16 protein-coding genes are annotated in these 15,786 nt (G+C 61.3%); 7 read left to right on the top strand and 9 right to left on the bottom strand.

The genetic code is table 11. The annotated features are described in order from the left end of the window. The first annotated feature begins 36 nt into the window (after window positions 1-36). From ACTG1K_RS05285 to ACTG1K_RS05275, 3 genes are all read left to right on the top strand, one after another. Window positions 37-243, top strand: coding sequence for a bacterioferritin-associated ferredoxin (locus tag ACTG1K_RS05285; RefSeq protein WP_005335965.1), 207 nt, complete (start codon window positions 37-39; stop codon window positions 241-243). Window positions 244-387: 144 nt separating this feature from the next. Beyond that, window positions 388-864 carry a bacterioferritin gene (gene bfr, locus ACTG1K_RS05280; RefSeq protein WP_005354959.1) on the top strand — a complete coding sequence of 159 codons (477 nt, stop codon included), beginning with the start codon at window positions 388-390 and terminating at the stop codon, window positions 862-864. A 171-nt stretch (window positions 865-1,035) separates the two neighbouring features. Next, a complete protein-coding gene (locus tag ACTG1K_RS05275; RefSeq protein WP_440004903.1) occupies window positions 1,036-1,494 on the top strand; it encodes a methylglyoxal synthase in 459 nt (152 codons plus the stop codon). A gap of 89 nt (window positions 1,495-1,583) precedes the next feature. Here ACTG1K_RS05275 and ACTG1K_RS05270 read toward each other — a convergent pair whose 3' ends face one another. Further along, window positions 1,584-2,735: an iron-containing alcohol dehydrogenase gene (locus ACTG1K_RS05270; RefSeq protein ID WP_440004902.1), complete on the bottom strand. Its 1,152-nt coding sequence runs from the start codon at window positions 2,733-2,735 to the stop codon at window positions 1,584-1,586. Window positions 2,736-2,878: 143 nt separating this feature from the next. Next, the gene (locus ACTG1K_RS05265) at window positions 2,879-3,334 is read right to left on the bottom strand and encodes a hypothetical protein (RefSeq protein WP_005341510.1); all 456 of its coding nucleotides are present in this window, start codon (window positions 3,332-3,334) and stop codon (window positions 2,879-2,881) included. Between the two features lie 473 nt (window positions 3,335-3,807). Here ACTG1K_RS05265 and ACTG1K_RS05260 point away from each other — a divergent pair, with 473 nt between their 5' ends. Then, window positions 3,808-5,280, top strand: a complete 1,473-nt coding sequence (locus ACTG1K_RS05260; RefSeq protein WP_274161351.1) for a C69 family dipeptidase — start codon at window positions 3,808-3,810, stop codon at window positions 5,278-5,280. 61 nt (window positions 5,281-5,341) lie between these two features. Here the strand turns inward: ACTG1K_RS05260 and ACTG1K_RS05255 are convergent, their stop codons facing one another. Genes ACTG1K_RS05255 through ACTG1K_RS05245 form a run of 3 tightly spaced genes read right to left on the bottom strand, consistent with a single transcriptional unit; the run spans window position 5,342 to window position 6,944 of the window. Then, window positions 5,342-6,088: an SDR family oxidoreductase gene (locus ACTG1K_RS05255; RefSeq protein ID WP_058057914.1), complete on the bottom strand. Its 747-nt coding sequence runs from the start codon at window positions 6,086-6,088 to the stop codon at window positions 5,342-5,344. 57 nt (window positions 6,089-6,145) lie between these two features. Further along, window positions 6,146-6,391: a DUF3624 domain-containing protein gene (locus ACTG1K_RS05250; RefSeq protein ID WP_005354965.1), complete on the bottom strand. Its 246-nt coding sequence runs from the start codon at window positions 6,389-6,391 to the stop codon at window positions 6,146-6,148. Between the two features lie 31 nt (window positions 6,392-6,422). Then, window positions 6,423-6,944, bottom strand: coding sequence for a GNAT family N-acetyltransferase (locus ACTG1K_RS05245; RefSeq protein WP_159144415.1), 522 nt, complete (start codon window positions 6,942-6,944; stop codon window positions 6,423-6,425). Between the two features lie 186 nt (window positions 6,945-7,130). Between ACTG1K_RS05245 and ACTG1K_RS05240 the strand changes: the two genes are divergently transcribed. Continuing rightward, window positions 7,131-8,570, top strand: a complete 1,440-nt coding sequence (locus ACTG1K_RS05240) for a RimK family protein (protein WP_043826000.1) — start codon at window positions 7,131-7,133, stop codon at window positions 8,568-8,570. Between the two features lie 83 nt (window positions 8,571-8,653). On the opposite strand, the gene ACTG1K_RS05235 is transcribed toward ACTG1K_RS05240, so the two are convergent. Continuing rightward, window positions 8,654-10,282: an alpha-amylase family glycosyl hydrolase gene (locus ACTG1K_RS05235; protein WP_440004901.1), complete on the bottom strand. Its 1,629-nt coding sequence runs from the start codon at window positions 10,280-10,282 to the stop codon at window positions 8,654-8,656. 109 nt (window positions 10,283-10,391) lie between these two features. Then, complete coding sequence (locus tag ACTG1K_RS05230) at window positions 10,392-12,359, bottom strand: TonB-dependent copper receptor (protein WP_440004900.1); 1,968 nt, start codon at window positions 12,357-12,359, stop codon at window positions 10,392-10,394. Between ACTG1K_RS05230 and ACTG1K_RS05225 the strand changes: the two genes are divergently transcribed. Further along, entirely contained in the window at window positions 12,348-12,608 is a 261-nt protein-coding gene (locus tag ACTG1K_RS05225; protein WP_279490170.1) for a hypothetical protein, read from the top strand. The two genes, ACTG1K_RS05230 and ACTG1K_RS05225, sit on opposite strands and share 12 nt — an antisense overlap. Here ACTG1K_RS05225 and ACTG1K_RS05220 read toward each other — a convergent pair. Next, window positions 12,605-12,862: a DUF2442 domain-containing protein gene (locus ACTG1K_RS05220; protein WP_005335997.1), complete on the bottom strand. Its 258-nt coding sequence runs from the start codon at window positions 12,860-12,862 to the stop codon at window positions 12,605-12,607. The genes ACTG1K_RS05225 and ACTG1K_RS05220 overlap by 4 nt on opposite strands. A gap of 259 nt (window positions 12,863-13,121) precedes the next feature. Between ACTG1K_RS05220 and ACTG1K_RS05215 the strand changes: the two genes are divergently transcribed. Next, complete coding sequence (locus ACTG1K_RS05215) at window positions 13,122-15,086, top strand: LTA synthase family protein (RefSeq protein ID WP_279490169.1); 1,965 nt, start codon at window positions 13,122-13,124, stop codon at window positions 15,084-15,086. Between the two features lie 91 nt (window positions 15,087-15,177). Here the strand turns inward: ACTG1K_RS05215 and ACTG1K_RS05210 are convergent, their stop codons facing one another. Further along, entirely contained in the window at window positions 15,178-15,648 is a 471-nt protein-coding gene (locus ACTG1K_RS05210; protein ID WP_005336001.1) for an Lrp/AsnC family transcriptional regulator, read from the bottom strand. Between the last annotated feature and the right edge of the window lie 138 nt (window positions 15,649-15,786).

Raw genomic sequence — 15,786 nt, 5'->3', positions numbered from 1 at the left:
TTTAGATTTCATCTCATTCCACAAGAGGTGATCATCATGTACGTCTGTTTGTGCCGCGGCATCACAGATACCCAGATCCGCAAAGCGGTGCAGTCAGGTAAAAGCGAATTCCGCCAGCTCAAGCAGTCGCTCGAGGTGGGCGCCCAATGTGGCAAATGCGTGCGCATGACCATGGAGATCATTGCCGCCGAACTCGACAAGATGGAGCAGGAGCAACCCGTGCTCTACTACGAAGTGGCCTGATCCGGACACCTCTTTTCTGATGCGACCCGCCAACAGGGTCACCCCTTTTCTCAGGCGAGCTGGCTCGCCAGACCTCTTGTTGTCACTTTTCTGGACTAAGCTCTAACGATCGAAGCCTCAGGCACGAACCAAGGAGCACTGTCGATGAAAGGAGATCCCAAGATCATTGCCCACCTCAACAAGGTGCTGGCCAATGAGCTGATTGCCATCAACCAATACTTCCTGCACGCCCGCATCTACGATGACTGGGGCCTCAAGGCGCTCGGGCACAAGGAGTATCACGAGTCCATCGATGAGATGAAACACGCAGACGAGCTGGTCAAGCGGGTGCTGTTTCTCGAAGGGCTGCCCAATTTGCAGGATCTGGGCAAGCTGCGTATCGGTGAAACGGTGGAAGAGATGCTGCGCTGCGACCTCTCACTGGAGATGGATGCCATCCCCGACCTCAAGGTAGCCATCGCCTACGCAGAGTCGGTGCAGGACTACATCAGCCGCGACCTGTTCCAGGAGATCCTGGAGGATGAGGAGGAGCACGTGGACTGGCTGGAGACCCAGCTCGATCTTATCGATCGCATCGGGCTGGAGAACTACCAGCAGTCGCAACTGCATCACGGCTCCTGAGCCAGCAGGCCTGCAAGCAAAGAGACCCGCCAGCGCGGGTCTCTTCATTTGAGCAGCCATGACCCGAAAACTTTTCGACAGGATCACAGTTAATACGCCCGACACAGCATCTGTCATGGCTTTCGATTAGGATACGACTCTCTTCCAATAACAATGCTACGGACGATTTCCATGGAACAGATTGCACGCGAGATGGCGCCCCACAAACGGGTGGCACTGGTGGCTCACGACAACATGAAGACCCCTCTGCTGAACTGGGTGATGCGGCGCAAGGAGGAGCTCAAGCTCCACCATCTTTACGCCACCGGCACCACCGGCACCATGCTCGGCAAGAAGGCACAGCTGCCCATCACCTGCCTCTTCTCCGGCCCCATGGGTGGCGACCAGCAGCTCGGCGCCCTGATCGCCGAAGGGAAGATCAACGTACTGATCTTCTTCTGGGATCCCCTCAATGCGGTACCCCACGATCCGGACGTTAAGGCGCTGCTCCGCCTCGCGGCAGTCTGGAACATCCCGGTCGCCACCAACGAAGCGACCGCCGACTTCATCATGGACAGCCCCCATATGCGGCAAGCGTTCAGCGTACAGATCCCGGATTACGCCGGTTATCTCAAGGCACGCACCGAGTGATCGGCTAACCCGTCATGCAAGAGGGCCGCAACAAGCGGCCCTCTTTAATTGGGAAAATGAATCAGCCAGGGAAACAAACCGACACCGGCTTATAACGCGCGGGCGAGAATGCGCGCCACCCGATCCGGGTCGATATCCTGCTGCTCACCGAGCGCGGTGCGCCCCACCCGCTTGAGGTTGGAGCAGACCGCCGGAATGCAGCTTTCGCTGAGGCCATAGTCAGCCAGCCTGGTACCCAATCCCATCTTCTGGAAGAACTGCTCGGTGCGGATGATCGCCTCTTCGATGCGCAGGGCCTTGTCCTCGCGGGTCGAATGCCACACCCGTTCGGCAAACTGGGCCAGCTTGTCCTGCTTCTGGCTCGCCCGCTCACGCAGCAGTGAGGGGAGCACCACCGCCAAGCTCTGGCCGTGATCCAGCCCGTAGAGCGCCGTCAGCTGATGACCGATGGCGTGAGAGGCCCAATCCTGCGGCACCCCGCAACCGATAAGGCCGTTGAGCGCTAGACTGGCCGCCCACATCAAATTGGCCCGCACCTGATAGTTGGTCGGCTCCGCCAGCGCCCTGGGGCCGTTCTCCACCAGCACCTGCAGCAAACCTTCCGCCAGCCGATCTTGCACCTCACCGCCGACCGGGAAGGTGAGGTACTGCTCGGCAATATGGACGAAGGCATCCACCACTCCATTGCCGGTCTGGCGAGGTGGCAGACTGTAGGTGGTCGCCGGATCGAGCACCGCAAATTGCGGCTGCACCAGCGGGCTTCTGAAGGAGATCTTCACATCCCCCCGGCTCACCACCGAGGTGGGATTGCTCTCGGAGCCGGTGGCCGGCAGGGTCAGCACACAGCCCATCGGCAGCGCCTTGTGCACGCTCGCCTGTTTACTGCAGATATCCCAGGGATCATCCCCCTCATAGCAGGCGGCCGCCGCGACAAACTTGGTGCCATCGACTACCGAGCCGCCACCGACCGCCAGCAGGAAGTCGATGCGCTCGCGCTTCACCTGCACCACCGCCTCCATCAACAGCTCGTATCTGGGGTTGGCGCCGATGCCGGAGAACTCCTGCCACGTCACGCCCTCCAGCGCCCGGGTCAACTGCTCATAGACGCCGTTTTGCTTGATGCTGCCACCGCCGTAGAGCACCAACAGCCGGCTGCCGGGCGGGATCAGTTCGGGCAGGCTGGCGATCTGCCCCTCGCCGAAACAGATGCGGGTCGGATTGGCATATTGGAAGTTGTACACGGCGGACTCCTCGACTGGCTCAATGCGCGGACATTGTGCGCCTGTGGGGAGGTGAGGTCAAAAGAGGTGGCAGAAGCTTGCCCATCGGCGGTCGACACTGGCCCATCGGTGCCGACCGGGTAGATCTCAGAACAGCGGCAGGATCAGGCGGTTTTGGCCTCATCTGTGGATGAGCTCTTCTTGCCGGTCAGGCGATCCATTGCCTCTTTCAGCATCGCCTCTCGCTGTTCGTTGAGCGGCTTGCTCTGCTCCGCCCGCTCTTCCGGCGTCAGCTTCTTGTTATCGGCGATGGTCTTGAGCTTCTCTTCGATCTCGTTGAACTTCTTGCGATCGAAACCAAGCGCCTTGTCCACCAGCTGCTGCACCACGCCCCCCTTGTCGGAGCTCATATCCAGCGCCGGTGGCAACTTGTTGTTCTTGGCCAGATGTTCGTAGGTCAGCACCTGCTGGGCCTGGCCGGTCATGCGCTGGGTGGAGAGGCTGACCATCTCCTCCCAGCCACCGCCCTGACCGCCGCTACTGGCACTGTTGAGGGTAGCGAGTGCACGGTTGTTAGATGCGCTCTGGGCAAGCTGCTGGCTGTAGGGTTTGATATCCATGGGGGCTCCAATTCGGTGCGCATCTGCGGCAATGGGCACAGGCTGACCCGGTCACATGGGGCGTCAGGCCCCACCATTATCAATTAAACCAGCAAGTTACAGGCCAACTTGTCAGATAGTGCGAGATCCAGAGAGATGGCGGCTCTCACCACGTCCCCCACGCAAACTGGCGTCAGAATCATGACTCATCTGCTGCCAGTTCACACTGTTTTGGCACATTTTGCCGTCCACGCACCACGACGCCAGAGAAAAGTCAGGAACCGCAGCTCGATCACAAAATAAACAACCACTCAGGAATACAATTTTGGCGCACATCACAACCAGCCAGCCGTGTCATGGATGATCTGTTCGTCAAACCAATAACAGGCAGACCAATCTGCCGTGCTCACTCCGCTGCCAGTTCGGAGTTGCAGCCTCCCTACACCTCATCCCCTCGCCTGACTCTCACTCACCGCAACCCTTCGGGTACACCTATGAAAAAACACACCTTGAGCCTTCTCTCCGTCACCCTGCTCACCCTGCTTGGCACCAGTGCCGACGCCTGTACCGGCCTCATCGTCGGCAAGGGGGCCAGTGCCGATGGCAGCGTGATGATCGCCAGAAACGAGGATTTTGGCGTCAACAACTGGAACAAGTACCTCGCCTTCCGGCCCGCGCAGCAAAATGAGGGCAAGGTCTGGAAGCTGGGCAACGGGCTGGAAGTGCCGATGCCAAAGGCGTTTTTCGCCTACTCAGCCATTCGTGACTGGGATGCTACGTCCAGCGACCCGGCAGGCAAATATTACGAGGAGCGCGGCATCAACGAGTTCAACGTCGCCATCTCGGCCACCACCAGTGCCGAGGTCAACGACAAGGCCCAAAAAGCCGATCCGCTGATCGAGAAGGGAGTGATTGAAGCCATCATCCCCACCCTGATCCTGCCGCAGGCCAAGACGGCCAAAGAGGGGGTCGCGCTGCTTGGCCGCTATGTGGAGCAATATGGCGCCGGTGAGGGCAACAGCCTCTATGTGGCGGATGTGAACGAGGCCTGGCTGATGGAGATTGGCTCCGGCCACCACTGGATCGCGGTGCGGGTGCCGGACGACAGCTACGCCATGGTGGCCAACGGCCTGCGCATCCACGGCGTCAATCTCGACAGCGCCGATGTGCAGCACTCGCCCAAGCTGCTGGAATTTGTACGCGCACACAAACTGCTGGATAACGCTGACCCGAAAGATTTCAACTTCGCCAAGGCGTTCGGAGTGATTGCCGACCCCTACAACGTGGATCGGGAGTGGCTCGGCCAAAAAATGCTGACCGCCTCCCACAAACAGGCGACCCGGCAGGCGCAATATCCACTGTTTATGAAGCCGGATGCCCCCATCGCCATGCCGGACGTGGCCAGGGTGCTGAGCGCCACCTATGACGGTACGCCGCTCGCGGGCAAGGCGGAGCGGCCGATCCGCGTCGATCGCCAGCTGGAATCCCACGTCATCCAGCTGCGCAAGGAGATGCCCAAAGAGCTGCAGGGGCTCATCTGGCAGAGCTACGGCGTGCTGGCCGAATCAGTGATGGTGCCGCTCTACAACACCCTGGAATCCTATCCCCTGCCCTATCGCACCGGCAGCGACAGCTACTCCGATGACTCTGCCTACTGGCAGTTCCGCAGCCTGACCGCGCTGGCCAGCGCCGATCCGGACAAGTACCTGCCGCTGCTGCGCGGCGTCTGGAGCAAGGAGAGCACCAAGCTCTACAAGGAGGTCGCCGTCCTCGACAAGAGCCTCAAGCAGGCCTATGCCAGCGACAAGGCTACCGCCATCGGGCTGGCCGCCGACTACTCCTATGGCCAGTTGGAGCAGACCTATCAGATGGCCAAAGATCTGCGCTACAAGCTGATGACGGATCTCACCAAGCGCACCGAGAAGAAGTATTCGCCGGAGGAGTTCAAAAAGATCATGAGCCTGTAATCGGCTCGCCAACGCAAAGAGGCTCCCACGGGAGCCTCTTTCATTTCAGCCAATGCAGCGATCAGCGACGGCTGATATTGAGCGGGCCGAAGGTCTGGGCCACCGGCATGATCTCGATGCTGTTGATGTTGACGTGGGCCGGTTGCTGGCTCACCCAGAGCACGGTATTGGCGATATCTTCCGGCTGGATCGCTTCCACCCCCTGATAGACGGAGGCCGCCTTGGCATCGTCACCGTGGAAGCGCACGTTGGAGAACTCGGTGCCGCCGCACAGGCCCGGCTCCACGTTGGTGACGCGGATGGCGGTGCCCGCCAGATCGGCGCGCAGGTTGAGGCTGAACTGCTTCACGAACGCCTTGGTGGCGCCGTAGACGTTGCCGCCCGGATAGGGGTAAGTGCCGGCGATGGAGCCGATGTTGATGACGTGGCCGCGATTGCGCGCCACCATGCCCGGCAGCAGCAGGCGGGTGAGCAGGGTCAGACCGCTGATGTTGGTGGCAATCATCTGCTCCCAATCTTCCAGATCCGCCTTATGGGCCGGCTCCAGCCCCAGCGCCAGACCGGCATTGTTGACCAGCAGATCCACCTCGCTCCACTCGGCTGGCAGAGCAGCGATGGCGGCGCAGGTAGCCGCCTTGTCCTGCACGTCGAATGCCAGCGGCAGAAACTGCTCGCCCAGCTCGTCAGCCAGCGCAGCGAGCCGCTCTGCACGGCGACCGGTACCGATCACCTTGTAGCCCGCCTGCACCAGCTGACGGCTGATGGACTCACCAAACCCGGACGAGGCGCCCGTTACCATTGCAATCATCTGAACCTCCATTATCTCAACCGATATTGTTATTTATGTTGTTGAAACCAATCTGATTTATTCATCGCTCAATTCACGTCCGGTCGCCTTGCGCCAGACAAATACCACCAGATGGAGCAGCAACAGGCCCGAGCCACCCAGCGCAAACAGCAGGCCGGTGAGGGCGTTGACCGAGGTGTCGGCGCCGCACCACCACCAGACCAGCCAGCCAATCAGGCCGATGACGAAGGCCTGGCCAGCGCAGACCGGACAGCGCCCCAGCTTGGCCCTGATGGCGGTGGCAAGACAGTTGTCGCAGCTCATCATGCTCCTCGATTCTGCTCGTTCAACATGATCAGTTGGCCCGTGAAGAGGGCTTGCGAGCCTGAGTGCGAGCCACTCTGCGCCGCTCACGCTCCTCGTCGCTCACCAGCGGCAGCACCAGCCGGTGGGCGTGCTGGTCGCGGCCATAGTAGTCCGCCAGCCGCTGCTGGGGACGAAATCCCAATCCCTGATAAAGCGCCAGCGCCTCTTCGTTGGCATCCCCCACTTCGAGGCGAATCGCCCCCCAGCCAGCGGCCTTGCCCTCGCAGATCACCTGCTCCAGCAGACGGCGGGCCCAGCCCAGACGGCGCACCGTCCAGCGGATGGCCAGCGCCTGAATGACCAGCCGATCCCAGCCTCTGTGCTCCAGCAGGCAGAGATAGCCCATCAACTGATGTTTCTCGTCCAGCAGCAACAGGGTGCGCCCCTTGGCGTGGGCCAGCAGATAGTGCCAGCGGCTGCGGCCAAAGGCGACTTCGGGAGGAAAACAGTAGCGTTCCAGATTAACGATGGCACCCAGATCATCGGTTCGGGCCGCACGTACGGTCAACACGGGGAGTCCTTGTTCGGTTATTTATCCTCAGCACCAAAAATGCGACTTGTATCACAAGTTACCAAGGCGTCATATTAGGCACTGTAACCTCTTGTTTCCCCTCGCGCCATTGTCGTGCTTGTCGGTGCATCGAAGCCCACTGGGGATCCTGCCTGTTCAGGCAGTCTGATCTGTGGAGCCGAAAATATGAGTACCTATGTCATCGTCGAAGAGCTGGGCGACTGGCCTTGCCATGCCGATTATCTGCTGACCGCCCGCACCTATCTGCAACATGGCGTGCCGACCACCGGCGGGAGGCCCCGCATCATCAACCTCTGCCGCAATCTGGAGCACCTGAGCGCAGGCTACTACTGCTCGCTGCTGGCCCAGGCCCGCGGCCACCACTGCCTGCCTGGTCTGCAAGCCATCAGCCGACTGCAACCCCAGCAGCCACCGGCCAAGCTGTGGCGCAAGGCACAGGGGTGGCTGGCCCAGCAGAGTGAGGACAGGATCCGGGTACGCGCCATCTTCGGCCAGTGTGAACAGAGCGAGCTGGCGGGGCTGGCGCGCTATTACTATGGCCTCAGCCAGTTGCCGCTGCAGGAGCTGACCCTCAAGCGCGGTCGCCACGGCTGGTCGGTGCGCCAGCAGCAGAGCCTGTCACCACTGGCGCTGAGCCCAAGCGAGAAAGAGTTGATGCTGCACCACGCCCAGGCGCTGGTGGGGGCCGGTGACGAGGAGCAGGCGGCGCCGCTCTACCAGCTCGCCATTCTGGTGGATCCCGATGATGGCCGTGCCAGCAGTGACGGGCTGGCGCTGGAGCGCTTTATCCGTGCTGCTGCAGCCCAAGGCATCCGGGCCGAGATCCTGCCACCGTCGGCCATCGAGCGGCTACCGGAGTTCGACACCCTCTGGCTACGGGCCGAAACCGCGGTCGGCCACTACACCTTCGAATTTGCCCACCGTGCCGAGCAGCTCAAGATGCCGGTGATCGACAGCTCCCGCGCCATCCTAGCCTGCAGCAACAAGCTCTACCTCTACGAGCTGATGGTGCGCAGCGGCGTACCCATGCCGCCCACCATGGTGGTGACCCGCCGCGGCCGCCACCATGTGGATGAGCTGGTGCAGCGGCTCGGCCTGCCGCTGATGGTGAAGGTGCCCGACGGGGCGCAGGGGCGCGATCTCGCCATGGCCAGCGACGAGCAGCAGCTGGCCCGCCTGCTGGACGAGGGGCTGGGCCGCTCCGCCCTGCTGCTGGTGCAGAGCCGGATCCCCGCCGAGTTTGACTGGCGCATCGGCTTTCTCGACGGCTCGCCGCTGTTTGCCTGCCGCCGCTATCGGCCCGAACCCGGCAACCGCATTCGCCGCCGCAAGCACCCCCTCGACATGAGCCGCATCGAGGCGTTGCCACTCAACGAGGTGCCGGAGCGGGTGCTGCAGACCGCTCGCCGCGCCGTGCATCAGCTCGGTAATGGCCTCTACGGGCTCGACTTGCGCCAGCAAGGGCGTGACTGCGTGCTGCTGGAGATCGTCGACAACCCCTGGATCCGCGGCGATATCGAAGACAAGGAGGCGCAGGATCTCTACGAGCGACTGGCCCGCGCCTTCCGCCAACGGCTGGAAAACCGGGGCCAGACCACCGCATAACCCGCCATGACCTTGTCACCCACAATGACAGAGAGGGCCCCGCGAAGGGGCCCTCTCTCATATCAAAGCGTGCTGTGGCTGACTTATTGCAGACGCAGGAAACGCCCGCTCAAGGGTGGTATCTCCACCGTTACGCTGCTGCCGCCGATAGCCAGACTCTCGCCACTTTGCAGATCCACCAGCGCGCTGCCGCTGCGCAGTTTGCCCGTCGGCAGGTTGTAGCTGAGCGCCGTGGTGGAGAGGTTGAGCAGGTAGACTATCTGCTCCCCCGCCGTCTGTTTGATGTCACCATAGAGACTGCCCTCGGCCACCAGTTTGACTCGCTCTCCCTGATAGAGAGCGGAGTGGGCGGCACGCATCGCCAGCAGCTGGGCCAGCCACTCTTTCAGCTCGGCTTGTTCGCTACTTGGCACAAAGCCGGTGACAGCGGGCACCTTGCCGTCGCTGCGGGCCACATGGTCGTCGCACAAGCCCTGCGCCGCACAGTCACCGCCGACCTTGGCAGCAAAGCCCGGCACCTCGTCGCCAAACTCCTCGCCATAGTAGAAGGTGATGGGGCCGGAGCGGGCCGCCATAAAGCTGAAGGCTGCCTTGTGGCGCTGCCAGTACTCGGTCGACTTGAAGTTGCCCCGCTCCAGCAGATCGCCAAAACGCACCAGATCATGGTTGCCCAGCATCAGGTTCGGCATGGCGTGATTCGGGTAGTTCTCCACCTTGTTCCAGCTGGCATCGAGCACGCTGGCCCCCTGCCCGCCCTTGCCGGACTCCTCCACCGCCAGCGCCTGCACGATGCCGTAGCGCAACGGGAAGTCAAAGGCCGAGGAGAGCGCCGGATTGTCGCTGCTGCCATAAGCCTGAGCGCGAATATCGTCAGCCCCCTTCCACACCTCGCCCACCATATAGCCGAGGGTGCCCCACTGCTGCCCTGCCGCTTTGCGCGCTGCGCTGGCCTGCTCCACCTCGCTGCGAATGGCGCGCCAATCATCCAGCCCAAGCTGATAGGCCTGATCGAGGCGCCAGCCGTCGATACCGTACTGCTCGACCCAATAGCGGGCCACCTCCTTGAAGTAGGCGAGGCTCTCCGGCTTGCTGTAATCCACCAGCTGGCCGGGATAACCCGCACCGCCGCTGGTGAGGGCTGGCAGACGCCCCTCTGGCGAGGGCTTGCTCACCCCCGCCTTGTTGACGTGGCCAAACACCCCGTCGAGGAAGACATAGAGGCCGCGCTGGTGCGCCCCGTCCACCAGCTGTTTGAGCTTGGCATTGCTGCCAAAGTTGGGATCCACGGTAAAAAAGTCGCAGGCGAAGTAGCCGGTGGCATCGAGCTTGTTATCGCCGCCTTGCCCCGCGCAGGAGTCGAACACCGGGGTGAGCCAGATGGCGTTGACGTTGAGACTCTTGATGTGGTCGAGACTGTCGATGATCCCCTGCAGATCGCCGTTGTGCTGGGAGGGGCCATAGCCGACGCCGTAGTTGGCACTGCCGTCACCATCGGCAAACGACTCCACCATTACCTGATAGATGCGCAGGTTGCAGGCGGGTTGATCGTCGCCATAGCAGGCACGACTGGCCGTGGCGACCGGAGGGTGGGTGACCGGCGGATTGACGACGGGGGGAGAACTCTCCCCACCTGAACTACCGCTGCCGCCGCAAGCCGCAAGTAACAGGGCGGCCCCGAGCAGGCCGCCATAGCGTAACGTTCCCTGTTTCATTGTTATGTTCCCGCTGTGAGAGCAGGCGTCTGATACGCCTGTTTTTCACCATGATAGCGATGCTCACACAGCGGTGTCTGTGACTGAAAACGTTATCTGACTCAACTGGTTAGAGCACCCCTGCCGAGGCAAAACGGTAGTTGAGCGATAGCCAGTAGGAGCGACCCGGCTCGGGGATGCGGCCGCTCTGCTCGTAGCCCAGCCCGGCCTGACTGCTGTGCACCGACTTGGAAAGGTGCTCGTAGTAGAAGGTGTCGAACAGGTTGTCTACCCCGGCCGAGAGCTGCCACCCCTTGGCAAACTGCCAGGCGCCGCTCAGGTTCATGGTGAAGAAGCCAGGGGTCTCCCCCTGATCCTGACCCGCAACGGTGCCAGACCAGAGATCTACCCGATCCTGCGCCGCCACGGCGCGTCCCAGCAGGGTGAAGTTCAGCACCTCATTTGGCTGCCAACCAAGGGCCAGCTTGCCATCGAGCGGTGGCATCTGCGCCAGCGGTTTGTTGTCGCTCTGATTTTCGCCATAGACCACCGCCAGACCACCATCGAGACGCCACTGCTCGGCAAACTGCCAGCGCCCCTCCAGCTCGCCACCCCGGGTCTGGGCATCGATATTGCGCACCTTGTTCGACTTGCTGTTGTAGAGCAGGTAGTCCTTGATGTCGGCGCTAAAGAGGGAGAGGGTCAGGTCCAGCTCGCGGCTGCGCAAAGCCAGCCCCGCATCCCACTGACGGCTGCGCTCCGGGTTGAGGGTGAACGGAGTGCTGTCCTTGCTGCGCTCCCAGTAATCCGGCGCACGCTCTGCCTGCCCCCAGGCCAGATAGCTGGACCAGCGTGGTGACCACTGGTACTCGTAGCGGCCAAACCCGCTGTTCAGGGTCAGGGTATCGCTGTAGAGGGTCTGTTCACCGGCGCCATAACGGGTGGTCTCTACCCTATCCTGACGGTAACCGCCCTTGTAGCTGTGGGCCCCCTGCTGACGGCCCAGCTCGGCAAAGCCGCCCTGCTGCTCGAAGCGCAGGGTGCGCTGGCGATCCTTGGTGGCATAGTCGACCCCACTCCGACTGCGGTGCTGATCCCGGTTGCTGTCGAGCCCGGCGGTCAGCAACCAGTCTGCTGGCAAGGCGATGTCGTTGGCCCAGCGACCGCCGGTGTTGCGGCGATCCGGGTTGGAGAGCATCTTCATGCCGCTGTTTTGCCGCAGGCTGAAGTTGTCCATGATGTGGTCTATGTAGTTGTCCCACAGGGTCAGCTCGCTGCGCTGCCAGTGAGTGGTGATCTGCTCCTGCTTGAGCTTCAGCCCGAAGGATTCGCGATCAAACATGGGGCCATCCATGGTGCGGTCCGCATAGGCGGCGCGGGCGTTGCTGCGCTCGGCGGTGAGTTCCAGCCAGGTGTGCTCCCCCGGTGTCCAGCCCAACTGTGCGGTGCCGTTCTCGCGGCGATAGAAAGATCGCACCTTGTTACCGTGACCATCGCGGTAATCGTCGCTGTCGGAGTGGGTGAACTGGCCGCGCAGATAGCCATCAGTCGAACCCGCCGTCATATCCACCATCTGATCATCGCGGCCGAAGCTGCTAAAGAGGGCCGAGGCATCGGCCTTGAGGCCCGGTGCGGTGAACTCGGGCCTGTCCCGCTCGAACAGCACGGTTCCCGCCAGGGTGGCACCCTGCTCGAGGGATTGCGGCCCCTTCAGCACCCGGATCCGGTCAAAGGATTGGGGAAACACATAGGCGGTGGGCGGGTCCATCCGGCCGCCACAACCACCGGCCAGCATGCCGCCATCCATCTGCACGTTGAGACGGGACATCCCCATCCCCCGCAGCACAGGGTCGCCACCGAGCCCCCCTTTGCGCACCATGCTCATGCCGGTGACATTCTTCAGATAACCGGCGCCGTCGGCAGCGGGCATGGGGGAACCGGGCTTCTTGGGATCCAGTGTCACTTCAAGTGTGCTGGCGGGGCGGGTTGCCACCACCACCATGGGATCCAGCTGTTGCACCGATTCCTGACCGGCAGCGCCGTGACAGGCGAGCCCGCCCACCAGCAGGGCAAGGGGTGTGCGCATATGACAAGCCATACATTTTCCTTATGTATTTGTTTGTTTTGTTATTTTCATTCAACCAATCAAACCTTTCAGCAAGGGAAAGGTTTGCCGTCAGGCCGCAAAAAAGGCCTGCGGCGCGAAAGCGGCAAGCCTCTGTCAGGTGAAGCGAAGGCAAGTTGGCAAAATGTTGCGCAGGTTTTACCCAAGTTGGCTCAGAAAGGCAAACGGGCAAACATTCCAGTAACAGGAATCTGGCGTTGGCTCACAAAAAAAGGGGATTAGCTAAAGGCTTCCCGCTCATCGATGGGAGAGATGAGGTGATAGACCTCATGAGCGGATAGCGTGCAGCCAACAGGCCACTCCAGCTGGTGGTGACGGTTGATGAAGACCCGGGCGCAATGACGCTCGCTCTCCAGCTTTGCAAACAGCGGCTGGGTTCGCCAGGGGGTCAGATCCAGCACCCCCGTGGTGCCATCCGATAACACCAGAAACAGGCGCCATCCCCGCACATACTCGACATCGATAAAGACCGGCATCCCTTCGGCTCCGATTGAGATAATTCGCGGCAATTATAAATACCAGCGCTCCATCCATACACGCTGTGGCTCACATTTTACCCAGCAGATTATGCTGTGCTCATTAGTGGCGCGACATCACATTTTTAGATGATAAATGTGTTAATGCCGACTTTTAACAAACTTGAATGCAACCTTAACCAATTCGATCTGTCATAACCTCACAACAACTAAAAAAACGTCTGTGGACAGACGTTTAGAGTCTCATTCAGGAACAAACATGACAGATCTAAAACAGCGACTCGGCCCGTTCTGGCCCTTCGCCGTCTTCTGCGCGCTCGCGCTTTTCTCTCTCTCTTTCAGCCGAATCGCCCTCGGTATATGGCAACTGGAACGAGTGGATGCCGTGGCCGGTTGGCAGGAGATGCTGCTGCAAGGGATCCGGGTCGACTTTGCGACCCTCTGCTGGGTCTGGGGTGTCCCCGCCATGCTCACTCTGCTGCTGGCAGGCCCCCATGCCATCGGCCGAGGCTGTCTGCAACTGATGCGCGTCTGGCTGACCGTCGGACTCTGGCTGATACTGTTCCTCGAGATCTCCACCCCCTCGTTTGTCACCGAGTATGGCGTGCGCCCCAACCGCCTCTATGTGGAGTACCTCATCTATCCGAAAGAGGTGTTCGCTATGCTGTGGGCGGGCCGCAAAGCCGAGCTGCTGCTGGCGTTACTCTTCAGTGGCGCCGCGCTGACCAGCGGTTGGTGGCTGAGCGGCCGTCTGGTGCGTGGCCTCAGCTTCCCCCGCTGGTATCTGCGTCCGGCCTTCGCCCTGCTCATTCTGGCCATAGGTTTTCTCGGTGCCCGCTCCAGTCTCGGCCACCGCGCCCTGAACCCGGCCATGGTCGCCTTTGCCGAGGATCCGCTGGTCAACTCGCTCACCGTCAACTCCGCCTACTCCCTCTTCTTTGCCATCAAACAGATGGGCGCCGAGGAGGATGCCGGCCAGTTTTACGGTGAGATGACCCCTCAGAAGGTGCTCGAGGTCATGCGCAAGGAGAGTGGCCGTCCGGCCAGTGATTTCAACTCCGATCTGCTGCCCAGCCAGACCTTCAACGAGGCAAGCTTCCGGGGTAAACCGAAGAATCTGGTGATCCTGCTGCAGGAGAGTCTGGGCGCCCAGTTTGTCGGCTCCCTCGGCGGCCTGCCGCTCACCCCCAACATCGATGCCCTGTCGCAGCAGGGCTGGGCCTTCGAGCAGCTCTACGCCACCGGCACCCGCTCGGTGCGCGGCATCGAGGCGGTACTGACCGGCTTCACGCCGACCCCGGCACAGGCGGTGGTCAAACTAGGCAAGAGCCAGACCAACTTCTTTACCATCGCGGATCTGCTCAAACAGCGGGGTTATGACACCAGCTTTATTTATGGCGGCGAGAGTCACTTCGACAACATGCGCAGCTTCTTCCTCGGCAACGGCTTCACCACCATCGTCGAGCAGAAGGATTTCGACAATCCGGTGTTCAAGGGCTCCTGGGGAGCTTCCGACGAGGATCTGATGGCCAAGGCCGACGAGACCTTCAAGGCGCTGCACAAGGAGGGCAAACCCTTCTTCAGTCTGGTGTTCAGCTCCAGCAATCATGATCCGTTTGAATTCCCGGACAACCGTATCGAACTGTTCGAGCAACCCAAGCAGACCCGCAACAACGCGGCCAAGTATGCGGATTACGCCATCGGCGAGTTCTTCAAGAGGGCGAAACAGTCCGAATACTGGAAGGATACCCTGTTCCTGGTCATCGCCGACCACGACAGCCGGGTCGGTGGCGCCAGTCTGGTGCCCATCCCCCGCTTCCATATTCCGGGGGTTATCGTGGGCGACGGCATAGTGCCGAGAAAGGATCCGCGCATCGTCAGCCAGATCGATATGGCGCCGACTCTGCTCTCCCTGATGGGGATCAGTGCCGACTACCCCATGCTCGGCAAGGATCTGACCCGCATGCCCGCCGACTGGCCGGGGCGCGCCATCATGCAGTACGACAAGAACTTCGCCCTGATGCGCGGCAAGGATGTGGTGATCCTGCAACCGGAACGGGCGGCAGAGGGCTATGTCTACGACAATGCCAGCGAGAAGCTGACCCTGGCGGCGCAGCCGGACGCCTTGAAGGAGGATGCCCTTGGTCTGGCCCTGTGGGGCAGCATGGCCTATCAGAAGAGCCTCTATCAGACGGCCAAGGATGAACGCACCGCAGCCAATTGAGCCGCCCGTGCTGCTTCAACCCATAGCAGAATAGAAAAAACCGCCAGCTGGCGGTTTTTTCTATCTATTCATACTGTCGGCCCACTGGCCGTTATGGCTGGGGAAAGCAGGGCAGGGAGCGGCTGAACTTGTGCTCGAATACCAGCGAGGTTTCGAGGTGCACCACCTCCTCGCGGGAGGTGAAGTGATCAAAGACAAAGTTGCGCAGGTGCTCGGTGTCGGAGACACAGAGGTGCACCAGAAAATCATCCTTGCCCCCCATGTGGAACAGACTGATCACTTCGGGCAGCGCCAGAATGGCATCGCGGAAAGCATCGATGATCTGGCGGCTGTGGCGGGCCAGCTGCAGGGAGACCATGGCCTGAATGTGACCACCGAGGGCCTGATAATCCACTTCGCAGTGCGCTCCCTTGAGCACACCATCCTGCTGCAGCTTGCGCACCCGCTCCAGACAGGTGGAGGGGGCAACGCCCACCAGCGCGGCCAGATCCTTGTTGGTCATGCCCGCATCCCGAAACAGATGGGCCAGGATATCCAAATCCAGTTGATCCAGGTTTCTCATCTTAACTCCTTGAACCGCTCAATTTTTTAGACTCTGCCCGTAAACCGGGGCAAACACAACGGCCATTGACATCCCCCCTGCCCCGCCTATCCTTGGCGCCATTCACCGGCCGCAGCCCTGTGGCCACCACGCGAGGAT

This window comes from Aeromonas sp. 102P, from assembly GCF_051920345.1.
Lineage (GTDB): Bacteria > Pseudomonadota > Gammaproteobacteria > Enterobacterales > Aeromonadaceae > Aeromonas > Aeromonas veronii.
The sequence above is the reverse complement of the archived record's forward strand: the minus strand, read 5'-3'. Positions and strand labels throughout refer to the sequence as shown.

Bases quoted from the DNA above. Each gene is read 5' to 3' on its own strand.
- ACTG1K_RS05220 (WP_005335997.1), bottom strand. From the start codon at position 12,862: ATGCCGGTCTTTATCGATGTCGAGTATGTGCGGGGATGGCGCCTGTTT.
- ACTG1K_RS05240 (WP_043826000.1), top strand. From the start codon at position 7,131: ATGAGTACCTATGTCATCGTCGAAGAGCTGGGCGACTGGCCTTGCCAT.
- ACTG1K_RS05215 (WP_279490169.1), top strand. From the start codon at position 13,122: ATGACAGATCTAAAACAGCGACTCGGCCCGTTCTGGCCCTTCGCCGTC.
- ACTG1K_RS05255 (WP_058057914.1), bottom strand. From the start codon at position 6,088: ATGATTGCAATGGTAACGGGCGCCTCGTCCGGGTTTGGTGAGTCCATC.
- ACTG1K_RS05265 (WP_005341510.1), bottom strand. From the start codon at position 3,334: ATGGATATCAAACCCTACAGCCAGCAGCTTGCCCAGAGCGCATCTAAC.
- ACTG1K_RS05275 (WP_440004903.1), top strand. From the start codon at position 1,036: ATGGAACAGATTGCACGCGAGATGGCGCCCCACAAACGGGTGGCACTG.
- bfr (WP_005354959.1), top strand. From the start codon at position 388: ATGAAAGGAGATCCCAAGATCATTGCCCACCTCAACAAGGTGCTGGCC.
- ACTG1K_RS05235 (WP_440004901.1), bottom strand. From the start codon at position 10,282: ATGAAACAGGGAACGTTACGCTATGGCGGCCTGCTCGGGGCCGCCCTG.
- ACTG1K_RS05250 (WP_005354965.1), bottom strand. From the start codon at position 6,391: ATGAGCTGCGACAACTGTCTTGCCACCGCCATCAGGGCCAAGCTGGGG.
- ACTG1K_RS05230 (WP_440004900.1), bottom strand. From the start codon at position 12,359: ATGGCTTGTCATATGCGCACACCCCTTGCCCTGCTGGTGGGCGGGCTC.
- ACTG1K_RS05285 (WP_005335965.1), top strand. From the start codon at position 37: ATGTACGTCTGTTTGTGCCGCGGCATCACAGATACCCAGATCCGCAAA.
- ACTG1K_RS05210 (WP_005336001.1), bottom strand. From the start codon at position 15,648: ATGAGAAACCTGGATCAACTGGATTTGGATATCCTGGCCCATCTGTTT.
- ACTG1K_RS05225 (WP_279490170.1), top strand. From the start codon at position 12,348: ATGACAAGCCATACATTTTCCTTATGTATTTGTTTGTTTTGTTATTTT.
- ACTG1K_RS05260 (WP_274161351.1), top strand. From the start codon at position 3,808: ATGAAAAAACACACCTTGAGCCTTCTCTCCGTCACCCTGCTCACCCTG.